At 61.4% G+C, this 14,001-nt stretch carries 13 protein-coding genes and 1 tRNA gene; 1 reads left to right on the forward strand and 13 read right to left on the reverse strand.

Annotation, left to right across the window (positions count from 1 at the left end; genetic code table 11):
* Positions 1–3 precede the first annotated feature (3 nt).
* The 4 genes from K3175_RS12450 to K3175_RS12465 are packed head-to-tail and all read right to left on the reverse strand — an operon-like array spanning position 4 to position 3,385.
* The gene (locus tag K3175_RS12450; protein WP_221543696.1) at positions 4–840 is read right to left on the reverse strand and encodes a hypothetical protein; all 837 of its coding nucleotides are present in this window, start codon (positions 838–840) and stop codon (positions 4–6) included.
* Between the two features lie 27 nt (positions 841–867).
* Positions 868–2,271: a phosphoglucomutase/phosphomannomutase PgmG gene (pgmG, locus tag K3175_RS12455; RefSeq protein WP_221543697.1), complete on the reverse strand. Its 1,404-nt coding sequence runs from the start codon at positions 2,269–2,271 to the stop codon at positions 868–870.
* Positions 2,268–2,570 (reverse strand): J domain-containing protein, encoded by a 303-nt coding sequence (locus K3175_RS12460; RefSeq protein WP_221543698.1) that lies wholly within the window; start codon positions 2,568–2,570, stop codon positions 2,268–2,270. The genes pgmG and K3175_RS12460 overlap by 4 nt, the downstream gene beginning before the upstream one ends.
* Complete coding sequence (locus tag K3175_RS12465) at positions 2,567–3,385, reverse strand: division plane positioning ATPase MipZ (protein ID WP_221543699.1); 819 nt, start codon at positions 3,383–3,385, stop codon at positions 2,567–2,569. Before K3175_RS12465 ends, K3175_RS12460 begins: the two co-directional genes overlap by 4 nt.
* 86 nt (positions 3,386–3,471) lie before the next feature.
* Here K3175_RS12465 and panC point away from each other — a divergent pair, with 86 nt between their 5' ends.
* Positions 3,472–4,323 carry a pantoate--beta-alanine ligase gene (gene panC / locus K3175_RS12470; protein ID WP_221543700.1) on the forward strand — a complete coding sequence of 284 codons (852 nt, stop codon included), beginning with the start codon at positions 3,472–3,474 and terminating at the stop codon, positions 4,321–4,323.
* Between the two features lie 54 nt (positions 4,324–4,377).
* Here panC and K3175_RS12475 read toward each other — a convergent pair.
* The 9 genes from K3175_RS12475 to pepN all read right to left on the reverse strand — a co-directional run bounded on the left by K3175_RS12475 (position 4,378) and on the right by pepN (position 13,983).
* Positions 4,378–4,451: transfer RNA gene (locus tag K3175_RS12475), tRNA-Gly, on the reverse strand.
* 46 nt (positions 4,452–4,497) lie between these two features.
* Positions 4,498–5,148 carry an OmpA family protein gene (locus K3175_RS12480; RefSeq protein ID WP_221543701.1) on the reverse strand — a complete coding sequence of 217 codons (651 nt, stop codon included), beginning with the start codon at positions 5,146–5,148 and terminating at the stop codon, positions 4,498–4,500.
* Positions 5,145–6,995 (reverse strand): cation:proton antiporter, encoded by a 1,851-nt coding sequence (locus K3175_RS12485; RefSeq protein WP_221543702.1) that lies wholly within the window; start codon positions 6,993–6,995, stop codon positions 5,145–5,147. Before K3175_RS12485 ends, K3175_RS12480 begins: the two co-directional genes overlap by 4 nt.
* 89 nt (positions 6,996–7,084) lie before the next feature.
* Positions 7,085–7,621, reverse strand: a complete 537-nt coding sequence (locus K3175_RS12490) for an adenine phosphoribosyltransferase (protein ID WP_221544139.1) — start codon at positions 7,619–7,621, stop codon at positions 7,085–7,087.
* Positions 7,622–7,700: 79 nt separating this feature from the next.
* Positions 7,701–8,549: a cytochrome c1 gene (locus K3175_RS12495; protein WP_221543703.1), complete on the reverse strand. Its 849-nt coding sequence runs from the start codon at positions 8,547–8,549 to the stop codon at positions 7,701–7,703.
* Positions 8,550–8,567: 18 nt separating this feature from the next.
* On the reverse strand, positions 8,568–9,863 hold the full coding sequence (locus K3175_RS12500; protein ID WP_221543704.1) for a cytochrome b: 1,296 nt from the start codon (positions 9,861–9,863) through the stop codon (positions 8,568–8,570).
* Positions 9,864–9,886: 23 nt separating this feature from the next.
* Positions 9,887–10,459 carry a ubiquinol-cytochrome c reductase iron-sulfur subunit gene (petA, locus tag K3175_RS12505; RefSeq protein WP_221543705.1) on the reverse strand — a complete coding sequence of 191 codons (573 nt, stop codon included), beginning with the start codon at positions 10,457–10,459 and terminating at the stop codon, positions 9,887–9,889.
* 220 nt (positions 10,460–10,679) lie between these two features.
* Positions 10,680–11,339 (reverse strand): peptidoglycan editing factor PgeF, encoded by a 660-nt coding sequence (gene pgeF, locus K3175_RS12510; RefSeq protein WP_247710883.1) that lies wholly within the window; start codon positions 11,337–11,339, stop codon positions 10,680–10,682.
* Positions 11,332–13,983, reverse strand: coding sequence for an aminopeptidase N (gene pepN, locus K3175_RS12515; protein ID WP_221544140.1), 2,652 nt, complete (start codon positions 13,981–13,983; stop codon positions 11,332–11,334). Before pepN ends, pgeF begins: the two co-directional genes overlap by 8 nt.
* Between the last annotated feature and the right edge of the window lie 18 nt (positions 13,984–14,001).

A 14,001-nucleotide genomic window follows, 5' to 3' on the forward strand; every position in this document is an offset into this window, starting at 1 on the left:
TCCTCAATCGACCTCGACCGCTTCTTCCGGTGGTCTCGGCGGTTTGATCACGCTGGCCAGTTCATCCTGATCAATACCCAGCAGTTCACTCATCCGCTGCCGCTGGGCCGCGGTAAGGTCCGCATAGGCCCGTTCCTGCGGAAGATCCGCCATCGCCTCGGTCATGGCCGTTTCCATATTTCCGAATCCGCTCATCATCGTCGGCAGAGCCTTCATGCTCGCCTGCATTACCTGCGGGTCGGAAAACAGCGCCATCGATTCGCGCGCGTAAACGCCGCCCGTCGGCGTCGCGAAGAAGGCGGCGATATCGGCCAGTTGCCGATCGTCGAAACGGACGGCGTAGGCTTTGGACAGGCCTTCGCGCACCGGCTCTTCCATCACGGCGAACATGCCGCCCATCTTGCCCGTCATCACATCGATGATGGCATCGACCCGCCGGTCGAGCGCCGGATCGAGCATGGCGGAAATCTCGGCCTGCTCTTCCTCTGTCAGTCTGCCGACAGCCTCTTCGTCCAGATCGAGACGGGCTGCCAGAACGAAGTCGGGCGATGAGAACATGCTCATCATGGGCCGGATCATCTTGTCGACCATTTCGCCCATCATGGTGCCGTAAAACCCGTCGGGCATCATCGTGCCGACCACCGCCTGCGCCGCGGGAAGCCGGGCTTCCTGCTCAGCCGTCAGGGGATCCGCTATGAACAGATTGCTCATCATGCCGGCGATCTCGTCGAGCTGCGGTTGCGAGACCTCTTCTGTTTCCGCCCCGGCCTGCTCTTGCGCCGCAAGAGGTGCTGCAATGAGAGCGGCGCCACACGCAGCGACATGAAAGAGATTTCGCATAGTCATACCCCGTCTGAAATTTCGAGTTTAGTGCCCCACGCTTTCACCACGCTCGAGGCCCGAAAGCCGCAGCTGCTCGTCGATCTGGGCCATGAGACGCGCCAGGCCATCTTCACTGTCGCTTTCGGCGCGAGCGACCAGAACATCCTGCGTGTTCGAAGCGCGCAGCAGCCACCAGCCGTCTGCCGTGTTGACCCGGACACCGTCCGTCCCATTTACATCGGCATCGGTGTTCGAAAGCCGGTCCTTGACCTCCTCGATCGCGGCAAACTTGCGGCTTTCATCGACCTGAAACCGCATTTCGGGCGTGTTGATCATCTGCGGCATATCGCTGCGCAGCTGCGTGACGGATTTACCCAGCCTCGCCGCGGAGGTCATGAGACGCACCCCGGCATACATCGCATCATCGAAGCCGTAATAATCGTCGGCGAAAAAGATATGGCCGCTCATCTCTCCGGCCAGCGGAGAACCGGTCTCCTTCATCTTCGACTTGATGAGCGAATGGCCCGTCTTCCACATCAGGGGTTCGCCGCCGCACGCTTCGACATGATCGTAGAGAGCTCTGCTTGCCTTCACATCGGCGATGATCGTCGCGCCCTTGCGTGTCCGAAGCAGGTCCTCCGCATAGATCATCAAGAGCTGATCGCCCCAGATAACGCGGCCTTCGCCGTCGATCGCCCCGATACGATCGCCATCGCCGTCGAACGCTATGCCGAAATCCAGCGATTTCTCGGCCACCAGCGCGCGCAGGTCGGCGAGGTTTTCCTCCACGGTGGGGTCGGGATGGTGGTTGGGAAAGGCCCCATCCACGTCGGTGTACAGCAGATGGTGTTCACCCGGCAGGCGCGCCGCCAGCTTTTCGAGTGCCGGTCCGGCCGCACCGTTCCCCGCGTCCCATCCGATCCGCATGCCCGCCAGAGCCGCAGCATCGACGCCAGCGATGGCCTGCAGCATGCGCTCGACATATTCGTCGAGAATATCACGCTCTTCCACGTCCCCGGCACCATCGGACCATTCGCCGGCAGCCGAACGTCGGCCCAGTTCCTGAATGTCGCTGCCGAAGAAAGGACGCCCCTGGAAGACCATTTTGAAACCATTGTAATTGGGAGGATTGTGGCTTCCGGTAATCTGGATCCCGCCATCGACACTCTGATCGCTAGCTTCGGCGTAATAGAGCATGGGAGTCGCGCCAAGGCCGATCCTCACGACGTCGCAGCCGCTTGCCGTAAGCCCCTCGACGAGCGCGTGTTCGAGCATGGGCGAAGACCGCCTGCCATCATATCCAACGGCAACCTTGTTACCGCCCTTTTCGCGCAGCATCGAACCGAAAGTCCGGCCGATCGCGCGGGCATCGTCCGCGCCCAGGGTCTCACCGATGATACCCCTGATGTCGTATTCGCGAAGGACGGTTGAATGGAATGCGTGTGTCATCGGGGAGGCTCCGGAATTTCATAAGGTAGATCGTCTAGAAGAAGGTCGCGAGCAGCGTTGAGTTCCTGCATCTGCGCCTTGCTCCCACCCCGATCTGGATGAGCGAGCGCGGCCATGCGGCGATGGGCTTCGCGGATTTCCTTATGGTCTGCCCGCGCGGACACATTGAGCAATTTGCGCGCCCGGAAGATCGCCTGGCTGCGCGTCGATGGCGCGCGAAGATAATCCCAAGGCCATTTGCCAAGCGCCCAGCGGCACAGGAACGACAGCCCGATTGCCAGCGCCAGCAGCTTGATCACGCGTCGACCTTTTCGGCAGCAGCCTCTGATTTTTGGATATCGGGAAAACGAAGAGCGGCCATGAGCTGGCGCAGCTCCTGGCGCGCGACCAGATGGCTGGTTCCCAGATCCCCCAGATGGCCCTTGTCGAGCAGGGTCAGGCCGGAAGGAAAGAGTTCGCGGTAAATCACGCGCTCCGAAAGGCCTTGCGTGACGCGGAAGCCCACACGCTTCGACATCTCACCCAGCGCCTGTTCGATCCGGTTGCGGTTGCGCGCTTCGGTATGTCCGGTGCGGTTGCGGACCACGACCCAATCCATTTCGGCGCGCCCTTCCTCGATCGCGAGGCGGCTGCGCTTGATCCGCGCCTCCCAGATCAGCTCGGCATAGAACGAGAGCTTGCGCACTTTGAAATTCTCACCCTCGACCTGGCCGATGAGATCGAAATCGACAAAGCTGTCGTTCATCGGTGTCACCAGCGTGTCGGCATGGGTGGCGGCAAAGCGCGCCAGTGGATCGTCACGTCCCGGCGTATCGATGATGATGAAATCGGCGTCTGCAGCATGGCACTTGAGGATATCGCCGAATTCGTCGTCGGGAATGGGCGGGATCGTCTGGCATTCGATCGTCGGAAGATCGATTTTGCGCCGCTGCATGGTTTCGGCGCGATTTTCGACATAGCGGGCGAAGGTGCGCTGCCGGTGGTCGAGATCGAAGCCGACTACTTTCGCACCGCGGTAGGCCAGCGCAATCGCTACGTGGATCGCAGTCGTCGATTTACCTGTCCCGCCCTTTTCGTTGGCGAAAGTAATCCAATGGGGGCCGGTCTGGGACAAGACGTGTCGCTCTTCTTCTCGTTGTATTCGATGCCGCTGGGGTATTAGGGCAATTCTTCCTAAACCATAATCGAGGGGAGTCGGTGTTGCAAATCGCTCGCACACTGGAAATGTTGAGGAAACGCCTGGATGATCTGCGGGCTAAAGGCGAAACGATCGCGCTGGTCCCGACGATGGGAGCGCTTCATGAAGGTCATCTGACGCTGGTCCGGCGCGCTGCAGCGCAGGCGGACCATGTGGTGGTCTCCATATTCGTCAATCCCCGCCAGTTCGGCGCAGGCGAAGATCTCGATGCCTACCCCCGCCAGCTGGAACAGGATAGCCGCCTGCTCGAACGGGAAGGCGTCGCATTGGTATGGGCCCCTTCGCCGGACGTGATTTATCCCGCAGGCTATGCGACCAATATTTCCGTTGGCGGGGTCAGCGAAGGCCTATGCGGCGCGGACCGGCCCGGCCACTTCGACGGGGTGGCGACAATCGTCTGCAAGCTCTTCAATCAGGTCATGCCCGACATGGCCTTTTTCGGAGAAAAGGATTGGCAGCAGCTCGCTGTCATCCGGCGAATGGCCAGGGATCTCGACCTGACCCGGCCCCATGTGGAAGCCATCCACGGCGTCCCGATCGTCCGTGAAACCGATGGTCTCGCGATGAGCAGTCGCAATGCGTATCTCTCACCGGAGCAGCGCGAGCAGGCGGCGGTGCTGCCGCGCGCGATGAAGGCCGCGCTGGTCGAAATGGCGGGAGGGGAAGCTGCGGAACCTGCGCTCGAAAGCCTGCGGGACAAGCTGCTGGCTAGCGGCTTTGACAGGATCGACTATGTCGACGTGCGCGACGGCGACAGCCTCGCCCTGCTGGAGGCGGATAATGGCAATGCGCGCCTGTTTGCCGCGGCCAGGATTGGCGGAACCCGCCTGATCGACAACATGCCTCTTAGCTGAAGAGGGCCAAGGGAGGGCTGATGTAGGCTGTGGCGATTTCTAAGAGGGAAACGCTGGAGCGGGTAAGGGGAATCGAACCCCTCTAGCCAGCTTGGAAGGCTGGAGCATTACCACTATGCTATACCCGCTCAGCGGAGGAGGGCAGATGCCTTCCTTCGCGGGATTCGTCAACATTCATTCTGCGGTTTTCGGTGCCGCCTTCGGCTTGGGGGTTTGACCTGTCGAGCCGCTGGCAGCCGGTTCGGGCCTGCTCAATGTCTCGATCAGGGTTTTTTCCCTGGCGTTGCTTTCCCCGGTCTCCACGATCAGGTCGACACGGCGATTGGCGGCCCGGCCTTCTTCATTGGCAGTTCCATCGGGAAGGGCATTGGGCTCGAGCGGGTTTTGCTCGCCGAATGCGATGACTTCGATCCGCTCTTCGTCGATCCCGCCGTCCACCAGGAAATCCTTCACGGCGTTCGCAAGATCGCGCGATCTTTCGAGATTTTCTTCGTCGCTGCCAGCCGAATCCGAATGACCGCGCAGGACGATCTCGCCGCCTGAGGCGACCTGGGGGGAACGCAGGACAGTCGCCAGTTCGGCGCGGACGGCTTCGGTCAGTTCCGCCGTACCGTCGGCAAAGGGAAGCACAGTCTCCAGCGGCGGAAGCGTGTCCGAGGGGAGCATGGAATCTTCCGCAGTTGGCTCTTCCTGGAAAATCGACCGCGGCGCATCGGTCGGGGCCGTCGGCTCGGGCGCAGGATCCGGTTCCACCTTGCAGCCCGCTAGCCCCAGGGACCCGGCCAGAGCCAGTCCCGCGGCGGTTAGTCTTGCTGTTGCCCTCATGTCGTCTGAACCCCCTGCTTTTTCCCGGCCTTTTTCGCCGCCTTTTCTTCCGCGGTTTTGGTTTGTGGTGGCGAAAAGCTCAAGATTATATCCCCCGCACGCGGTTCGGGCCGCGCGGCGTGAGTGAAGAACCGTATATTCCCATTGTCGCGCACCAGCAGCAGCATATTCGCCGCATCGGGCAGTTTTTCCTGCATCTTTTCGAAGTCGAATTCTTCGGACAGGCGGGTTTTGCGGAACACCCATCCCTGACGCTGGCGTTCGCTCACATCCTCGACGCCGAACCCGCTTTCGAACAATGCACGGCCGCGCAGGCTTTCGGGGAGCGCGTGGCGGTCTTCGCCGTCCGCACTCTCGCCCAGCTGGAATACGCTATCGCGGCCGATCTCATGGGCGAATTCATTGCAGACGAGGGCATTGTAGGCCTCGTTTTCGGTGGCTGCCACGAGGTTCTGATAAGGCGCGAGTTCGAGATTATGTTCGGTCGCTTCGTTCAGGATTTCACCGTGATAAGTGGGAATTCCCTTCTGCCGGGCCAGGGCAAGGCGCTGCCAGCTGGGGTCCACAACCATGACGGGGGCCTTCATGTCGCGCATCTGCTCTGCCAGCGCGACAGTCCAGGGAGTGCTGCCGACGATCAGGATACCGGGCCTGGTCGTTCCTTTCACCTTCAGCAGCTTTGCGACCAGATCGACGGTGAAGCCGTGCGCCACAATGGTCACAACGACGACCGCGAAGCTCAGTCCGATGAGAAGATTGCCGTCGCTGAAACCCAGATCGGAAAGCCGGAGCGCAAACAGGCCGGAAATCGCCACAAGCACGATGCCGCGCGGCGCGATCCAGGCGAGGAACAGGCGCTCGTTCCAAGGGATGTTGCTGCCGAGGAGGCTGAGGATGATCGTCGCAGGACGCACGACGAACAGCAGTGCCAGCAAGAACCACGCGATCGGCCAGTTGATGTACCTTATATCCTCGATGCTGAGCGAGGCGGACAGCAGGATGAATATCCCGGAGACGAGCAGGACCGCGATATTCTCCTTGAAGGGATGAATGGAGCGCAGGCTGGTCACGTTCATATTGGCTAGGGCCACACCCATCACAGTGACGGCGACCAGACCTGCCTCATGCTCGATCAGGTTGGATATGACGAACACGCCGATCACGGCCGTCAGCAACACGGGTACCTTGAGGTATTCGGGTACGGCCCCGCGCGGGAAGGACCAGGCGATGGCGAGCGCGGCGACATAGCCGATCAGGCCGGCGATGATCGCGGCAATGATGAGCGGCGGTACGACTTCGAACAGCGTCGCGCCGGGCTGTTCGGCAACCTTGCGGAAATATTCATAGGCGATGACCGCACAAAGCGCGCCGGTAGGGTCGTTGACGATGGCTTCCCACTTGAGGATCGATGCCGGCCGCGACTTGATCGAGCTTTGCCGCAGCAGCGGGATGACCACTGTCGGGCCAGTCACCACGAGAATACCGCCAAACAGGATCGCCACTTCGGGAGCGAGGCCCGCGATATGAATGCCGGCGAGAGCACCGAACAGCCATCCAAGCGCCACCCCCACGGTAGCAAGACGGCCGACGGCACTGCCGGTGTGTCTCAGCTCGCGAAAGTCGAGGCTGAGGCCGCCTTCGAAAAGGATGAGAGCAACACCGATAGCCACCATCGGTTCGAGGAGACCGCCAAAGGCGTGCTCGGGATCGAAGACGCCGAGAACCGGGCCTGCGAGAAAGCCGGCAATCAGCATGAGGACGATGGCAGGGAGCCCGGTTCGCCACGCCAACCATTGCGCGCCAATGCCGAGTATGCCCACCAAGGCGATTACTAATGTCTGTTCCATGCCCCTCGTCGCGTTTCGCCCGCGTGGCGGGCCGCTCGGGCTAACAATGCCCTAGGCGGGCACTTTATCCAAGGTCTCGTTGAAAAAGCTCAGTCGCCGTCGAATTGCATGAGTGCAGCGACCGATATGCCGGCCTCGTGCAACCGTTTCGCACCGCCCAGATCGGGCAGGTCGATGACGAAAAAGGCGTCGGCAACATCGGCCCCTGCCTGGCGGAGCAGTTCTACCGTCGCGCAGGCGGTGCCCCCGGTGGCGAGGAGATCGTCGACAATGGCCACTTTCTGGTCACGCGAAACACTGGCCGGATCCATCTCGAGCCGATCGGCCCCGTATTCCAGCGCATAGTCGACACCAATGGTATCGCAGGGCAGTTTTCCGGGCTTTCGGATCGGCAGGAAAGGAAGGCCCAGCCTGGCGGCAACCGACGCACCGAAGATGAAGCCGCGCGCTTCCATCCCCGCTATCGCCTCAGCACCCGAATGCCGAACCTTCTCGGCCAGCCAGTCCACCGTGGCGGCGAAGCCTGCTCCGTGCCCGATAAGGGTCGTGATATCGCGGAACTGAATTCCCGCAACAGGGAAGTCCGGAATGGTCCGTACGAGCGATTTCAGTTGATCGGGGGTGATCGAAAATCTCCGAGTGACGAAAACGCCCCTCGCATCGTTTCGATGGAGGGGCGCCTTGTAAACCTGAAATGCGGTTCTGTTATTTCTTGCGCTTCACTGCCGACCAGATCTGCCGCTTGGACATATAGGCCAGCACCGTGGCGAAGAGCAGGAAGATGAGCACTGGCCAACCGGTCTGCTTGCGCTTCACCAGTGTAGGCTCAGCCGTCCAGGTGAGGAACGCGGCAACGTCGGTCGACATCTGTTCGACGGTCGCTTCGGTGCCATCGTCATAGGTGACCTGACCTGCGCTTGTCAGCGGCGGTGCCATCGCAAGATTGAGGTTCGGGAAGTAAGGATTGTGGTGGAGACCCGGCGCCGGAGCCGCTTCGGGATGCTCTTCCAGAAGTTCGGCTGAGGGCTCCTGATAGCCCATGAGCAACGAAGCAACATAGTTCGTACCATCGCCGCGCGCCTTGGTGATCAGCGAAAGGTCAGGCGGAATGGCGTTGTTGTTCGCCGCAGCAGCTGCAACCGCATTGGGATAGGGTGACGGGAAGTAATCCGTCGGCAATCCGGCCCGCGTGGTCGCTTCGCCTGTGTTCGGGTCGATGCCGGGCACCTGCTTCGAAGCTGCGAAAGCCTTCACCTGGCCTTCGGAATAGCCCAGCTGTTGAAGATCGCGGAACGCCACAAATTTGAGGCTGTGACATGCCGAGCAGACTTCGTTGTAGACCTTCAGGCCGCGCTGAAGCTGGGCCTGGTCCCATTTACCGAACGGGCCGTTGAAGGAATAGTCGATGTCACGCGGATGCTCGTAAGGCAGGTGGCCCGGAGCCTCTTCCGTGGCGGCGTTATAGGCACCGACGAGGAAGCCCCACAGGACGGCCACGGCAAAACCGAGGCCGACGAGGATGGCAACAAGGCGGACGCTGAGAAGCTTGGTCATGGATCTCTCGTTACTCGCTTAGACGGCCGGCGACGTTTGTTCGCCTTTGACCATCTTCTTGTCCGAGCCGAGGACGGCTTCGGTGATCGAATAGGGCAGCGGTTCGGGTTTCTCGACGCTCGAGATGATCGGGAGGATCACCAGGAAGTGGAGGAAGTAATAGGCCGTCGCGAGCTGGCTGAGCATCACGTAGGGTTCTTCCGCCGGAGCGCCGCCGCAGATGAACAGGACGATCATCGTCGGGATCAGGCCGAACCAGAAGAACTTGCGGAACAGCGGACGGTAATGACCGCTGCGCACCGGCGATTTGTCGAGCCAGGGCAGGAAGAACCACAGCAGGATCGACGAGAACATCGCGAGGACACCCATCAGCTTCGCCGGAATGAAGAAGAAGTCCACGGTGAAGGCACGCAGGATCGCGTAGAACGGCCAGAAGTACCATTCGGGCACGATGTGAGCCGGAGTCGAGAGCGGGTTCGCCTCGATGTAGTTATCCGGATGGCCGAGCGCATTGGGCAGGAAGAAGACCAGTGCGAAATAGGCGAGCAGCGCGATGCCGAGGCCGAAGCCGTCCTTCGCCGTGTAATACGGGTGGAAGGGAACGGTGTCGCTTTCGCTCTTCACTTCGACGCCCGTCGGGTTCGAGGAACCCGGAATGTGAAGTGCCCAGATGTGGAGGATCACCACGCCGGCAATCACGAAGGGCAGCAGGAAGTGCAGCGAGAAGAAGCGGTTCAGGGCGGCGTTGTCGGGCGCGAAGCCGCCGAGCAGCCAAACCTGGATCGGTTCACCCACCAGCGGGATGGCGCCGAACAGGCCGGTGATCACCTTGGCACCCCAGAAGCTCATCTGGCCCCAGGGAAGCACGTAGCCCATGAATGCGGTTGCCATCATCAACAGGAAGATGACGACGCCGAGCAGCCAAATCATCTCGCGCGGGGCCTTGTAGCTCGAGTAGAACAGGCCGCGGAATATGTGCAGGTAGACGACGATGAAAAAGAAGCTCGCGCCATTGGCATGGGCGTAGCGCATCATCCAGCCCCAATTGACGTCGCGCATGATGTGCTCGGTCGTGGCGAAGGCCACCTGCGCGTTCGCCGCGTAATGCATGGCAAGCACGACGCCGGTGACGATCTGTACCATCAGGAAGAAGCCGGCGAGGACGCCGAAATTCCAGAAATACGAAAGATTGCGCGGAACCGGATAACCCGCGCCGACCGCATTGTAGACGAGACGCGGAAGCGGCAGTTTCTCGTCGAGGAACTTGGTCAACCCGTTGGTGGGTTCATACTGGCGTGCCCAGGGAAAGCTCATGTCTTAGTCTCTCGTCTTCTAGCTCAGCCGACCTGGATGACCGTATCCGAGGTGAATTCATATTCCGGCACTTCGAGATTGGACGGCGCCGGACCTTTGCGGATGCGTCCGGCGGTGTCGTAGTGCGACCCGTGGCACGGACAGAAATAACCGCCGAACTCGCCCTTAACTTCGCCTTCGGCAGCACCCAGAGGCACGCAGCCGAGATGGGTGCAGACACCCATGGTCACGAGCATGTCGGTGTGACCTTCCTTCGTGCGCTCTTCAAGCGTCTGCGGATCGCGGAGCGAGGATGCAGGAACAGCATTGGCGGCCTGGATTTCTGCCGGTGTCAGGCGACGCACGAACAGCGGCTGCTTGCGGAACACGGCCTTGATGGCCTGCCCCGGTTCGATGGCGGATACATCGACTTCGGTCGAGCTGGCGGCAAGAACATCCTTCGACGGAGCCATTTGCGACACCAGCGGATAGACCACTGCCAAGCCACCGATACCGGCAGCACTGATTGCAGCGATATCGAGGAAGTCGCGACGACGGATGCCGTCTTCGCTTGTCGTCACCGTCTCGGGAGTAGCGGTTGCAGTCGTGTCTGCCATCAGCGCCTTGCCTTGCCTGCCTTAACTTGCCGCACCGGTTGGTGCGGGAGAAATGTTGCGATCCAAATGTCCGGATGAGGCCGATTGCGAGCGCCGAAAAAACGTGCGCGAATGCCCCCGGTTTATCCGGTTTGGTCGCGCCTCTAGCCGCTATGCGGCCCCTTGCCAACCGCCATTTTGGCAAGGGGCGCGTGTCCGGCGAAGCGTTGGCTTGTTGGCGCTAGGGCAGAGCGACGGCGCTGATCTGCCGCCCCTGAGTAGGCTGACCGCGATGGGTAGCCCGCCGATAGGAATGGAATTGCGCCTCGTTGGCATAGGTGTCCAGCGCGAGATCGGCGATTCGACCGGTGCCGGCGGCGGCCAGCCGATGGGCGACATAGGCGGGAAGGTCGAATTGATAATGGCCCGGACTGCCGGGAGCGAAAAACCGGTCGTCACCGGCGTCAAACTGGCGGCGCATGTCCTCAGCGACCTCATAGCTGGCCTGGGCGATCGCCGGGCCGATGGCTGCGCTGATGCGTACGCGGTCGGCGCCAAGATCCTCCATGGCGGAAAGAGTGGCCTCGAGCACGCCCGCCCGCGCGCCCTTCCAACCGGCATGCGCGGCACCGATCACCCCGGCCTCTACGTCTGCGAAAAGAACCGGGGCGCAATCGGCAGTCACGATTCCCAGCAATAACCCTGGCCGGTCGGTCACCAGCGCGTCGCCCTCCCTGACATCGCCCCCCGCCTCGCGCATGACGCAGACGTCGGCCGAATGGATCTGCTTGAGTTTGACGAGCGGTGCGCCGGCGAGGACATCTGCGCTTTCCAGCCCCTCGCGCATCGAGAACCCGTGAGGTACACCTGCCAGCACCTCGCTAGTGAGAACCTTAGCCAAGGGAACGGGTGACCTGTTCGAATGTGTCGCGCGAAAGCTTCGGCGCCGCCGCGATCCGCTCCAATTGCTCGCGCATCAGGGCCGACCTGCCCGGCTCCATCTTCCGCCAGCGTCCAAGCGCCGGCACAAATCGTGCAGCAGTCTGAGCGTTGATCGGATCGAGTCCGAGAATGAGATCGGCTATCATCCGATAACCTTCTCCGCTCTCGGCATGGAAACCGTGCGGATTGGCAGCGAAGGCCATATATAGCGACCGCACGCGGTTGGGGTTCTTGAGAGTGAAATCCTCATGCTCGGCCAGCGCCTTCACATGCTCGATCACCTGAGGATGCATGGACATCGCCTGCAACGAGAACCATTTGTCGATCACCAGCGGATTGCCGCGATAGCGATTGTAGAAGTCCAGCAAGGCGCCGGTCCGTTCGACGCCGTCGACACCCGTCAGTACCATCAACGCGCCCTGCCGGTCGGTCATATTGTCCGCGTTTTCATACTGTTTAGCCGCAAGCGCGGAGGCTCCTTGCGGATCGCTTGCGACCAGATAGGAGAGGACGAGGGTCTTGAGCTTGCGCGCGCCCTTGGCTTCGGCGCTACGCGAATAAGGGAGCTTTTCGGCACGCTGGTAGAGCTGGCGCAGACCATGCGCCAATTTGCGGCCGATCACCGCCTTGAGCTCCTCCCGGCGCTCGAAAATACGCGCCGGGTCGGCTTCGTCGATCTGCTCCATGATATAGGTCTGGCTGGGCATCGACATCAGTTCGCCGCGCATCAGGTCTTCGATGGCTTCGTCATCGATCACGCTTCCGATGGCGCGCACGATGTCCGCCTGCTTTGCCTCGCGGCTTTCTTCGTCGAGGTCTCCTTTGCTGGCTGAGACCAGATAGGCGACCATCAGATCCTGCATCGCTTCATAACGCGCGAAGGGATCATCGTCCGTGGCAGCCAGAAAGACCAGCTCATCACTGGGGATATCGCGCTGGATCGAAACCGGTGCGGAGAAGCCGCGGTTGATGGAAAGAACGGGCTTCGTGGCAAATCCCGGGAAGCGGAAGGTGTCGCTTGCCTTGTCCAGCACGATCAGCTGCTCACCCGCGTGCGTGCCCTCGTCACGGTCGAAGAGCGCGATTTTCAACGGGATCGGCATGGGCTTCTTGCCCGATTGTCCGGGGGTATCCGGGACATTCTGCGAGAGTTCGAGGATCGCCTCGTCGCCGTGATGAGTGAGGTTTACCGACACTTTCGGTGTGCCTGCCTGCGAATACCACAGGCGGAATTGCGTAAGGTCCAGGCCAGCACCATCCTCGATCGACCTGACGAAATCCTCGCAGGTCGCCGCTTCGCCGTCGTGGCGGTCGAAATAGGTGTCGGTGCCCTGCCGGAAGGCCTCATCGCCGGCCAGTGTCTTCATCATGCGGATGACTTCGGCGCCCTTGTTGTAGACGGTCGCCGTGTAGAAATTGCTGATCTCGCGGTAGCTGTCGGGACGAATCGGGTGCGCCAGCGGGCCGCTGTCTTCGGGAAACTGGGCGCCGCGCAAGACGCGGACGTCTTCGATGCGTTTGACCGGTGCGCTGCCCATGTCCTGGCTGAACAACTGGTCGCGCAGCACGGTGAAACCTTCCTTGAGGCTCAGCTGGAACCAGTCGCGGCAAGTGATGCGATTGCCCGACCAGTTATGGAAGTATTCGTGGCCGATCACGCCTTCGATGCCGTCGTAATCGCCATCGGTGGCGGTTTCGGGGTCGGCAAGGACGTATTTGGTGTTGAAGACGTTGAGGCCCTTGTTCTCCATCGCGCCCATGTTGAAATCGCTCACGGCGACGATGTTGAAAAGGTCGAGATCGTATTCGCGACCGAAGGTTTCCTCGTCCCACTTCATGCTGCGCTTGAGGCTTTCCATCGCATGTTCGGTGCGTTCAAGATCACCGTCGCGGACCCACACGTTGAGCTCTACCACGCGTCCCGACATGGTCGTGAAGTGATCGGTGCGGGCCACGAGATCGCCCGCGACGAGCGCGAAGAGATAAGAGGGCTTGGGCCAGGGATCGTGCCATTCGGCGGTCAGAAGCTCGCCATCATCATCCATACGGACGCGGTTGCCGTTGGAGAGGAGGACGGGGAAATCCTTCTTCGGGGCGCGCATGGTGACGGTGTAGGTCGAGAGGACATCGGGCCGGTCGGGGAAGAAGGTGATGCGGCGGAAGCCCTCCGCCTCGCACTGGGTGCACAGCATGCCGCCCGAGGCGTAGAGGCCCATCAGCTGCGAGTTGGCGCTCGGGTCGAGCTCGGTCACGATTTCCAGCGTATGGCTGTCACCTTCGAGCGTCACCACGAGGTCATCGCCATCCATCATGTGACCGGCGCAGTCGCCGCCGTCGCATTTCAGCGAGACCAGCTCCAGCCCGTCGCCGTTGAGGCGGATCGTGGGCGAGGCATCGGCCGCAGGATTGCGCTCGACCTCCAGCGTCGCCGTAACGCGCGTCTTCTCCAGCCCCAACGCAAAGTCGAGCCTGGTGGTCGGCACCAGCCACGCGAAGGGAGTGTAGTCCTCGCGCCGGATTTCCGGCGGGGCCTTGGGCTCGACCGCCGCATCGGCCATTTCGATATTGCCGTCGGGCGTGGAGGGGGTGCGCGCGATATCCATGGTGGTCCTGTTCATTTG

It is taken from the genome of Qipengyuania aestuarii (assembly GCF_019711535.1).
GTDB classification, from domain to species: Bacteria; Pseudomonadota; Alphaproteobacteria; order Sphingomonadales; family Sphingomonadaceae; genus Qipengyuania; species Qipengyuania aestuarii.

Excerpts from the sequence above, each read along its gene's own strand:
- K3175_RS12450 (WP_221543696.1), bottom strand. The coding sequence starts at position 840 with ATGCGAAATCTCTTTCATGTCGCTGCGTGTGGCGCCGCTCTCATTGCA.
- pgmG (WP_221543697.1), bottom strand. The coding sequence starts at position 2,271 with ATGACACACGCATTCCATTCAACCGTCCTTCGCGAATACGACATCAGG.
- K3175_RS12480 (WP_221543701.1), bottom strand. The coding sequence starts at position 5,148 with ATGAGGGCAACAGCAAGACTAACCGCCGCGGGACTGGCTCTGGCCGGG.
- K3175_RS12485 (WP_221543702.1), bottom strand. The coding sequence starts at position 6,995 with ATGGAACAGACATTAGTAATCGCCTTGGTGGGCATACTCGGCATTGGC.
- K3175_RS12495 (WP_221543703.1), bottom strand. The coding sequence starts at position 8,549 with ATGACCAAGCTTCTCAGCGTCCGCCTTGTTGCCATCCTCGTCGGCCTC.
- K3175_RS12500 (WP_221543704.1), bottom strand. The coding sequence starts at position 9,863 with ATGAGCTTTCCCTGGGCACGCCAGTATGAACCCACCAACGGGTTGACC.
- petA (WP_221543705.1), bottom strand. The coding sequence starts at position 10,459 with ATGGCAGACACGACTGCAACCGCTACTCCCGAGACGGTGACGACAAGC.
- pepN (WP_221544140.1), bottom strand. The coding sequence starts at position 13,983 with ATGGATATCGCGCGCACCCCCTCCACGCCCGACGGCAATATCGAAATG.